General features: G+C 62.2%; 8 protein-coding genes and 1 tRNA gene. 7 read left to right on the plus strand and 2 right to left on the minus strand.

The genetic code is table 11. The features are described 5' to 3' along the window. Positions 1 to 121: 121 nt before the first annotated feature. The 3 genes from GJ668_RS09580 to GJ668_RS09590 all read left to right on the plus strand — a co-directional run bounded on the left by GJ668_RS09580 (position 122) and on the right by GJ668_RS09590 (position 2504). On the plus strand, positions 122 to 1204 hold the full coding sequence (locus tag GJ668_RS09580) for a replication-associated recombination protein A (protein WP_246194763.1): 1083 nt from the start codon (positions 122 to 124) through the stop codon (positions 1202 to 1204). Between the two features lie 29 nt (positions 1205 to 1233). Then, entirely contained in the window at positions 1234 to 1632 is a 399-nt protein-coding gene (locus tag GJ668_RS09585; RefSeq protein WP_155449935.1) for an HIT domain-containing protein, read from the plus strand. Positions 1633 to 1784: 152 nt separating this feature from the next. Continuing rightward, on the plus strand, positions 1785 to 2504 hold the full coding sequence (locus GJ668_RS09590) for a site-specific integrase (protein ID WP_343032199.1): 720 nt from the start codon (positions 1785 to 1787) through the stop codon (positions 2502 to 2504). A gap of 13 nt (positions 2505 to 2517) precedes the next feature. Here GJ668_RS09590 and GJ668_RS09595 read toward each other — a convergent pair. Further along, a tRNA-Lys gene (locus tag GJ668_RS09595) sits at positions 2518 to 2593 on the minus strand. Continuing rightward, positions 2594 to 3430, minus strand: a complete 837-nt coding sequence (locus GJ668_RS09600; protein WP_155449937.1) for a cytochrome C assembly family protein — start codon at positions 3428 to 3430, stop codon at positions 2594 to 2596. Between the two features lie 184 nt (positions 3431 to 3614). Here GJ668_RS09600 and ffh point away from each other — a divergent pair, with 184 nt between their 5' ends. From ffh to GJ668_RS09620, 4 genes are all read left to right on the plus strand, one after another. Beyond that, complete coding sequence (gene ffh, locus GJ668_RS09605) at positions 3615 to 5024, plus strand: signal recognition particle protein (RefSeq protein WP_155449938.1); 1410 nt, start codon at positions 3615 to 3617, stop codon at positions 5022 to 5024. Positions 5025 to 5101: 77 nt separating this feature from the next. Further along, positions 5102 to 5911: a penicillin-insensitive murein endopeptidase gene (mepA, locus tag GJ668_RS09610; protein ID WP_343032201.1), complete on the plus strand. Its 810-nt coding sequence runs from the start codon at positions 5102 to 5104 to the stop codon at positions 5909 to 5911. 39 nt (positions 5912 to 5950) lie between these two features. After that, positions 5951 to 8560, plus strand: coding sequence for a PAS domain S-box protein (locus GJ668_RS09615; protein WP_186343007.1), 2610 nt, complete (start codon positions 5951 to 5953; stop codon positions 8558 to 8560). Further along, the gene (locus GJ668_RS09620) at positions 8560 to 9501 is read left to right on the plus strand and encodes a diguanylate cyclase domain-containing protein (RefSeq protein WP_155449941.1); all 942 of its coding nucleotides are present in this window, start codon (positions 8560 to 8562) and stop codon (positions 9499 to 9501) included. Before GJ668_RS09615 ends, GJ668_RS09620 begins: the two co-directional genes overlap by 1 nt. Positions 9502 to 9504 lie beyond the last annotated feature (3 nt).

Here is a 9504-nt window from a genome sequence, read left to right on the forward strand (position 1 = left end):
TGCTCTCTCAATGTGGCTGGCCCCGCAATGATATCCTGCTCGCCCGTGACGCCCGACCATTATTCAGGCCAGAGACGACCTGGAAGGCGATCCGTCCCGGAGTGTTCACGGTGACGCTCTGATGTCTGTTTCTCCAAACCCCGACGATACCCAAGGCCGACGGACGATCCTGTTCGTCGATGAGATCCATCGCTTCAACAAGGCCCAGCAGGATGCGCTGTTGCCCTATGTCGAATCCGGCCGGGTGACGCTGATCGGCGCCACGACCGAGAATCCCTCGTTCGAAGTAAACGCGGCCTTGCTGTCGCGGGCGCAGGTCTATGTGTTGCAGTCGCTCACCGACGCCGAGTTACGGCAGCTGCTGACACGCGCCAGGGATCGGGTGCTGAATCATCTTCAATTCGATGAGGCCGCGATTGACACCCTGATCGGGTATGCCGACGGTGATGCCAGACGGTGCCTGAATCTGCTCGAACAGTGCCACATCGCGGCCGGGGCGGCGGATGTGACCTGTATCGATACCGGTTTCATCGAGAACGCCCTGACCCTCAACAGCCGACGCTTCGATCGGGGTGGCGACGGCTTCTATGACCAGATCTCGGCGCTCCACAAATCCGTCCGGGGTTCCAACCCGGATGCTGCACTCTACTGGCTCACCCGGATGCTGGACGGCGGAGCGGATCCCCACTACCTGTCACGACGGATCGTGCGCATGGCGTGGGAAGACATCGGACTGGCCGACCCCAGAGCCTTGCAGATCGCCAATGAGGCCGCGCTGGCCTATGAACGGCTGGGTTCGCCGGAGGGTGAATTGGCTCTGGCGCAAGCGGTCATCTATCTGGCGATCGCGGCCAAGAGCAACGCGGGCTACACCGCGTACAAGGCCGCGCGCGCCTTCGTCAAACAGGACAAAAGCCGCGAAGTTCCCAGACATCTGCGCAATGCCCCGACGCGGCTGATGAAGGACTTGGGCCACGGGCAGACCTATCGTTATCCGCATGACGAACCCCAGGGCTATGCCGCCGGCGAAACCTATCTTCCCGACGGGATGGCTGAGCCGCACTGGTATCGACCGGTGCCGCGAGGCTTGGAGATCAAAATCGTGGAAAAAATGGCGCGTCTGAAGCAACTCGATGAAGAGGCGCGGCATCGCCGACCGGCCGGTGACTCCGATACGCTCGACGCTGAACCGGTTCCACAGTGAACCGATCCATCCTTCAATTCGAGAGCCTCATGCCGCCCTTCGCCCTCCATCCACAGCTCATCGCGGATTGCCATGTCCTCGGGCGCCTGCCCGCCACCCATCTGCTGCTGCATCGTAACGGCGTCGTGCCCTGGTTCATCCTGGTTCCCGAAACCGATCTGGCCAACCTGCTGGATCTGCCGACCACGCACCGGGACGCGGTTCTGGCCGACTGCACGCGCGTTTCGGATGCTCTGCGCACCCTGGGCTATCCCAGGATCAATGTCGCCTGGATCGGCAATCTGGTGCCGCAACTCCATATCCATGTCATCGGGCGCCGCCCCGGCGATGCCTGTTGGCCGCGACCGGTGTGGGGACATCTGGAGGAGCGGCGCGACTGGGCCGAGTCGGAGATCGCGGCGCTTCGCGGGGCGGTTCTGGACGAGTGAGCCACCGGATCTCGTTTCCAGGTGAGAGCTATCCAGCGGTGCTGGCGCGCCTGAGCGGGCGCACCGTCATCAATGCCGGGGTGTCCGGCGAGGTGACGTAAGAGGGACGGGCGCGTTTCGGGGCGCTGATCGCGCAGGAACAACCCTATCTGGTGCTGTTGCTGGAGGGCGGTAACGACATCTTGCGCAACCTCGATCCCGAGCAGGCCCAGGCTAATCTGGCGGCGGGGTGGATCGACAAGTCGCCCGCCTTACGCCTGCTTCCAGAACCCAAACGACGCATTCGTTGGCTGACGCGAGAGGAGGCTCAGCGTTTGATTAACGAGTGTCCTGAGCATCTGGCCGATATGGTGCGCTTCAGTTTGGCGACGGGGCTACGTGAGGCTAACGTCACGGGGTTGCGATGGGATCAAGTCGACCTCGAACGTCGTGTCGCTTGGATACATGACGACGAGGCCAAGGCACGCCGTGGAATCGGTGTCCCGCTCAACCGCGATGCGGTGCTTGTGTTACGACGCTGGCAAGGTCGGCACTCCACGCGCGTGTTCTGCTATCCATTGAAGCGCAAGGGCGTGTCAGTTTGGACGCCGATCGAGAAGGCCGGAGCCGCCTGGAAAAAAGCCCTGAAACGTGCGGGCATCGAAAACTTTCGCTGGCATGACTTGAGGCACACTTGGGCTTCGTGGCATGTCCAGTCTGGAACGCCGCTGCACGTCTTGCAGGAGCTTGGTGGGTGGCAGTCTGTCGAGATGGTCAGACGCTATGCGCATCTGGCGCCGGAGCACTTGTCGGAACATGCCTCTCGTATCGAGATGCCGTTTCGCACATTTTTCGGCACACCCGAAAAAGAAAAAGCCGCCAGCGGCGGCTAAGTTCTTGAAAATATGGTGCGCCCTGTGCGACTCGAACGCACGACCACCTGATTAAAAGTCAGATGCTCTACCAACTGAGCTAAGGGCGCTTAAAGCCAGTCATTATAATAAAATCGGCTGCCATTCTGCAAGACGAATTGCAGCACCGCCTTACTGCCGAAGTAAGCCAGGATCAGGATCAAAAAGCCGCCGAGCGTCCAGACGATCGCCGTGCGTCCGCGCCACCCCTTGCGGAAACGTCCGACCAGCAACCCGCCGAACACCAGCCACGCCAAAACCGAGAGCACGGTCTTGTGCACCAGATGCTGAGCAAACATATTCTCCAGGAAGGCAAAACCGCTCAACAGCGCCAGCGTCAGCAATACGAAGCCGGCCGAGATCATCTCGAACAGCAAGCTCTCCATGGTCTGGAGTGGGGGCAGGGTGCGCACGAAACCGGTCGGATGCCGATTGCGCAGATGATGATCCTGCACCGCGAGCAGGATGGCTTGCACAGCCGCTAACGTCAGCAGGCTATAGGCCAGCATCGACAGCAGTACATGGATCTTGAGCGCCGCGCTAGCCGATTCACGCATGAAGCCGACATCGGCCAGATGCGCCTCCAGCAGCAGACTCAGCGCCGCCGCCGGCAACAGGATCAGCCCCAGATTGTCGACCGGCTTGTTCAGGCTGGAAATCAGCAGCAGTGCAACGATCGTCCAGGATGTGAGCGCCAGGGCGTGATAAAAACCGAGATTGATGCCGGCATGGCTGAAGACGCCATCCCAGAGTAACCAGCTATGCAGCAGCAGACCGCCGAAACCGATGGCAATCGCGAGCGCGCGGGGCGGAATCCATCCCTCCTTGCGGAACAGACGGATGCCGATGAAGGCGGCCGAGGCCAGATAGCAGAGCGTGGCAATGTAGGCAAGGAGGATATGGGTCATGGGTGATGGCTTGAAGCTCGAATGACGGTGGCTGGAAGTCGTCCCTAGTCGTATCGGGCGATGATGGCCCTGCATTATACTCACAAAGTCCTGTCGTAAACCGATGGCAACATTCGTATTCGACCATCCACACTCACGCTAGCCAAGGGTGTCTCGCGCGGGACGCCCGGATCGAGGTTCGATCATGTTCGAAAATCTCCAGGATCGCTTCGAAACGGTCCTGACCAATTTGCGCGGTCAGGGTCGTCTGACCGATGACAACATCAAGGACACCCTGCGCGAAGTGCGTATGGCCCTTCTGGAAGCCGATGTCGCGCTGCCGGTGGTGCGCCAGTTCATCGAGGACATCCGCGAGCAGGCGCTCGGCGAGGCGGTGACCAAAAGCCTGACGCCTGGCCAGGTGCTGATCAAAATCGTCAATGACGAACTGGTCAAGATCATGGGCGCGGCCAACGAGCAGCTGGATCTCGCCGCCCAGCCGCCAGCGGTCATCCTCATGGCCGGTCTGCAAGGCTCGGGTAAGACCACCAGTGTCGCCAAGCTCGCACGCTGGTTGCAGGAGAAGCAAAAAAAATCCGTGATGGTGGTCAGTTGCGACGTCTATCGTCCGGCGGCCATCGAACAACTGCGCACCGTCGCCGGTGAGGTCGGCGCCGAGTTTTGTCCCAGCCAGGGTGACGAAGACCCGCTGCATATCGCCCAGCGCGCGCTCGAAACGGCCCGCAAGCGCTTCAAGGACGTGCTGATCGTCGACACCGCCGGCCGGCTGCACGTTGACGCTGAGATGATGGATGAGATCAAACTCATCCACGCCGCCATCAAACCGGTCGAGACCCTGTTCGTGGTCGACTCCATGACCGGTCAGGATGCCGCCAACACCGCCAAGGCCTTCGACGAGGCGCTCCCGCTGACCGGTGTCATCCTGACCAAAACCGACGGTGACGCGCGCGGCGGCGCGGCACTCTCGATCCGCCAGATCACCGGCAAGCCGATCAAGTTCCTCGGCACCGGCGAGCGCACCACGGCGCTCGAACCCTTTCATCCTGACCGCGTGGCCTCACGTATCCTCGGCATGGGTGACGTGGTGTCGCTGGTCGAGGAGGTTCAGGCCAAGGTCGACAAGGATCAGGCCGAGAAGCTGGTCAAGAAGCTCAAAAAAGGCAAGGACTTCGATCTGGCCGACTTCAAGGAGCAGTTGGAGCAGATGAACAAGATGGGGGGCATGATGAGCCTGATGGAAAAGCTCCCCGGCATGAACCAGATCCCGGACCACGTCAAGAACAAGGCCAGCGACAAGGAGATGGGCAAGCTGGTGGCTATCATCAATTCGATGACGCCGCACGAGCGCCAGTTTCCGGCCGTCATCAAGGGTTCGCGCAAGCGCCGGATTGCCGCCGGCTCGGGCACCCAGGTGCAGGACGTCAATCAGCTGCTCAAGCAGTTCATGCAGATGCAAAAGATGATGAAGAAGATGAAAGGCGGCGGCATGGCCAAGATGATGCGTTCGCTGCAAGGGCGACTGCCGCCGGGGATGCTGCCGCCGGGCGGTGGCTTTCCTCCGGGTGGGATGCCGCCGGGCGGATTTCCGATGTAATGGGGGAGGGCGCCGAGATGTCTGTTTTCAGTCACCACCGCACAGGTTCACAGGTTCCCGTCAGACTCAGTTTGATTGTGACCTTGTGTCTGCTGAGCGCACCGCTGCTGGCTACGCCCTGGGGCGAGGTCCAACGCCCGTCGTCCGGTATGACGCAAGTCATCGGCGGCGCGGCCAATGGCTGTATCGGCGGGGCTGACGCCCTGCCCGAGACCGGTCCCGGCTATGTCAGCATCCGCCGCTATCGCAATCGCTATTACGGCCATCCGGATCTGATCCGTTTCGTCAATGACCTGGGAGGCACGCAGCAACAGCGCGGTGGTCAGTTCGTCATGATCGGTGATCTCAGCCAGCCGCGCGGCGGGCGCATGTCGTCCTCGCACCGCAGTCATCAGAACGGGCTGGATGTGGATGTCTGGTTCACGCTGGCCAACTCGCCGACGGCGGCCCGGCAGTTGATGGACAATCGTTCCGATCCGCGCAGCATGGTCGCTCCGGGTGGGCGCCGGGTGAGTCAGTCGTGGGGACCGGGTCAATTGGCTCTGATTGAGTCGGCGGCACGGAACCCGCGCGTCGATCGCATCTTTGTCAACGCCGCAATCAAACAGGAACTCTGCCAGAGCGCACGCGGCGATCGTACCTGGTTGCGCAAGGTCCGTCCCTGGTGGGGGCACGATGCGCACTTCCATGTGCGTCTGACCTGTCCCGCCGACAGTCCGAGCTGCCAATCTCAGTCACCTGTCCCGCCCGGCGAGGGCTGCGGCGAGGATCTGGCCTGGTGGCTGAGCGACGAGGTGTTGAGCGGCAAGGCCCGAGGCAAGGGATCGGCCAAACGCGCCGAACCCGAGATGCCCTTCGCCTGCCGGGCCGTGCTGACGGATTCCTAAAGAGCACGCAGCGATGAATTCTTGGCAGGCCGGCCATCCGTGAAAGACTATTCTGCTGGCAACAGTGATACACCCAGCTCTGAGGCACGCCTGCGCGCGCTTTTCGAGCTGGCGCCCCTGGGGATCGTCATTATCGATCCCGAGACCATGCAGCCCCTGGAGTTCAATCGCGCGGCGCACGAACAGCTCGGCTACAGTGCCGAGGAGTTCGCGCGTCTGCGCATCGCCGACTATGAAGCAAGCGAGGATCTGGAGGATGTGCAGCGTCATATCCAGACGCTGCTGATACAGGGATATGATGACTTCGAGACCCGTCATCGCTGCCGGGATGGAAACATCCGCCATGTCCATGTCTCGGTGCAGGTGTTGCCAGTCGACGGGCGGCAGATGTTCTATGCCATCTACCGCGACATCAACGAGTCATGTCTAGCCGAGGAGCGTTTACGCCGTAGCGAGGCCACGTTTCGGGCCGCCTTCGAGATCGCCCCGCACGGAATGGCACTGGTTGCGCCCGATGGGCACTGGCTGCAGGTCAATCAGGCGCTGTGCCGTATCCTTGGCTATTGTGAATCCGAGCTGCTGGCGCTGAATTTTCAGTCGATCTCGCACCCCGACGACCTGGCCGCCGATCTGGTCTATCTGGACCGGCTCGTCTCGGGCGCGACCGACCAGATTCAGTTCGAGAAACGCTATCTGCACCGCCATGGGCATCCGATTCCCGTCATGCTGAGCGCCTCGGTCGTTAGGGATGAGCGGGGCGCGCTCTCCTACATGGTCGTCCATATCCTCGATCTGACCGAGCGCAAGTCCAGCGAGTCGGCCATGCGTCGGGCCATGGAAACGGCCGAGATCGCTAATCGGGCCAAGAGCGAATTCCTGGCCAACATGAGCCATGAGATCCGCACCCCGCTCAATGCCATCATTGGCCTTGGTCAACTGCTGCTCGACTCCAAGCTCGACTCGCGCCAGCGCGACTACATGAACAAGATCCGTCAGGGCTCGGATGCCTTGCTGCGCATCCTCAACGACGTGCTCGACTATTCCAAGATCGAGGCCGGTCAGATCCAGCTCGACATCGTCGATTTCAGGATCGAGGCGGTACTCGATCAGCTCACGGCACTCTTCTCGCTGGCCGCCGAATCCAAGGGGCTGGCGCTCTACTATCATCTCGATCCGCGCACCCCGCAGATCCTGCGCGGCGACCCCATGCGTCTGGGACAGGTGCTGAACAATCTGGTCGGTAACGCCGTGAAGTTCACTGAGCGCGGCTTCATCGAATTACGCATTCGCGCGTTGCACGAAGGGGCTGGGCGTATCCAGTTGGCCTTCAGTGTGCGTGATACCGGCATCGGCATGGACCAGGCCAGTGTTGAGCGGCTCTTCCAATCCTTCACCCAGGCCGATTGTTCCATTACACGCCGTTATGGCGGCACGGGGCTGGGGTTGTCTATCTCGCGTCAACTGGCGCGACTCATGGGGGGGGATATCCGTGTCAGGAGTCGGATCGGGATCGGCAGTATCTTCCGGTTCAAGGCCGATTTTCTGATCTCCGAATCCCAACTGGAACGCATCGGTTCGCCGCCCCGCGTGCTGGGGCGGCGCCGTGTGCTCATCGTCGCCGAGAATTGTCTCGCGCGCCGCGCGCCGCGCGCGACCCTGGAGGCCTGGGGGATGGAGATCGCCGAGGCGCGTTCGCTGGCTCAGGCGCGCGCGATCCTGTCGGCGGTCGCCGACAGTCGGCGCGAGCCGTTCGACTGGGTGTTGCTCGACCGTCATCCCGAGCGCGCTGTCGAGCCGCCATCCCCAACCTTCGGTGATCCACCCTGTCCAGCCATCTGGATGGTGACCGTGACCGAGCGCGAACGGCTGCTCGCCGAGTCCGGGCCGAACGCTGGGATGCGCCTGCTGGCCAAGCCCGTTACGCCCTCCGCGCTCTTCGATGCCATCGTGGATCTCGTCGGCGATTACACGCTGCCCACGGAGCGCCCAGCACGCGATCTCGCGGCCGAGATCGCCCCTTTGCGCGGCGCGCGCCTGCTGCTGGTCGAGGACAATGTCACCAATCAGCAGGTGGCACGCGATCTACTGGAGCGGATCGGGTGCCGGGTGACGACGGCCAACGACGGCCAGCAGGCGGTCGAGCTCGTGGGGCGTCAGGACTTCGAGGCGGTGCTGATGGACGTGCAGATGCCCGTCATGGATGGTCTGAGCGCCACGCGCGCGATTCGTGCCTGGCATCCGCGCTTGCCCATCATCGCCTTGACGGCGGCCGCTTTGTCCGAGGATCGTGAACGCTGTCTGGCGGCCGGGATGAACGATCATCTGAGCAAACCGATCATCCTCGAATTATTGATCGAGGTTCTGCGGCGCTGGTTGGCTCCCACGCGCGTTCCGAGTGCGCCGCAACGCGAGGCGTCAGCGTCGATCCAGACGACGCTGGAGTATCTCGCGCCTCTGCGACGGTTGCTCGAACAACAGGATCTGGTCGATGCAAGCCTGCTCGATGGACTGAGTGAACGGCTCGGTGATAGGCCCCACATCCGTGAGCAACTGTCTCGGCTTGGGATGGCCATCGAGTCTTTCGATTATGATACGGCCCTAGCCGAGATCGACTGTCTGTCACGTCTACTGAGCAAGCCGGAATCCTGATGTCCAGTCCAGACTCCGAAGACCTGTTGCCATCGGTTCTGATCGTCGACGATATGCCGGCCAACATTCGTGTTCTGGCCGACACGCTCAAGTCCGACTATCGGGTCCGGGTCGCCACCAGCGGGGTCAAGGCCCTGGAGGTCGCGGTGGCCGATCCGCCACCGGATCTCATCCTGCTGGACGTCATGATGCCCGGCATGGATGGGTATGAGGTCTGTCGACGCCTGAGGGACGATCCGCGCACCAGCGCCATTCCGGTCATCTTTGTCACCGCCAAGAACGAGGCCGAGGAGGAGGCGCACGGGCTGAGCCTGGGGGCGGTCGACTACATCACCAAACCCTTCCATCTGCCGATCGTGCGCGCGCGCGTGCGCACCCATGTCAATCTCAAGCGCAAGACCGATCTGCTCGACAGTCTCGCCTCGCTCGATGGTCTGACCCATATCCCCAATCGGCGCCGTTTCGATGAATGGTTGCAACAGGAATGGGCGCGTGCCGCGCGTGAGGGAACGTCGCTGGCCGTCGCCATGCTCGACGTCGACTCGTTCAAACCTTACAACGATCATTATGGGCATGGTCGTGGCGACGAGTGTCTGCGGCGGGTCGCTGATGCACTGCGCACACGTCTGCAACGTCCGGCTGATGTGGTGGCACGCTATGGTGGTGAGGAGTTCGTGTTGCTCCTGCCCGATACCGACGCTGAGGGGGCGCTGACCCTGGCCGATGCCTGCCGGGCGGCCGTGAGCGCCTTGCGCATCCCGCATGACTATTCGGGAGCCGCCGATCATGTGACCGTCAGCATCGGCGTGGCCGCCACCCGCCCGCCGAGCGACAGTCCAAGCCTGCTTCTGGCACGCGCCGACGAGGCGCTCTATCGCGCCAAGTCCGAGGGGCGTAATCGTGTCTGTGCCGCGTCTCATCCAGCACCGGAGTTACGCTGAATC

Origin of the sequence: Allochromatium palmeri (genome assembly GCF_009720725.1) — a bacterium.
GTDB classification, from domain to species: domain Bacteria; phylum Pseudomonadota; class Gammaproteobacteria; order Chromatiales; family Chromatiaceae; genus Thermochromatium; species Thermochromatium palmeri.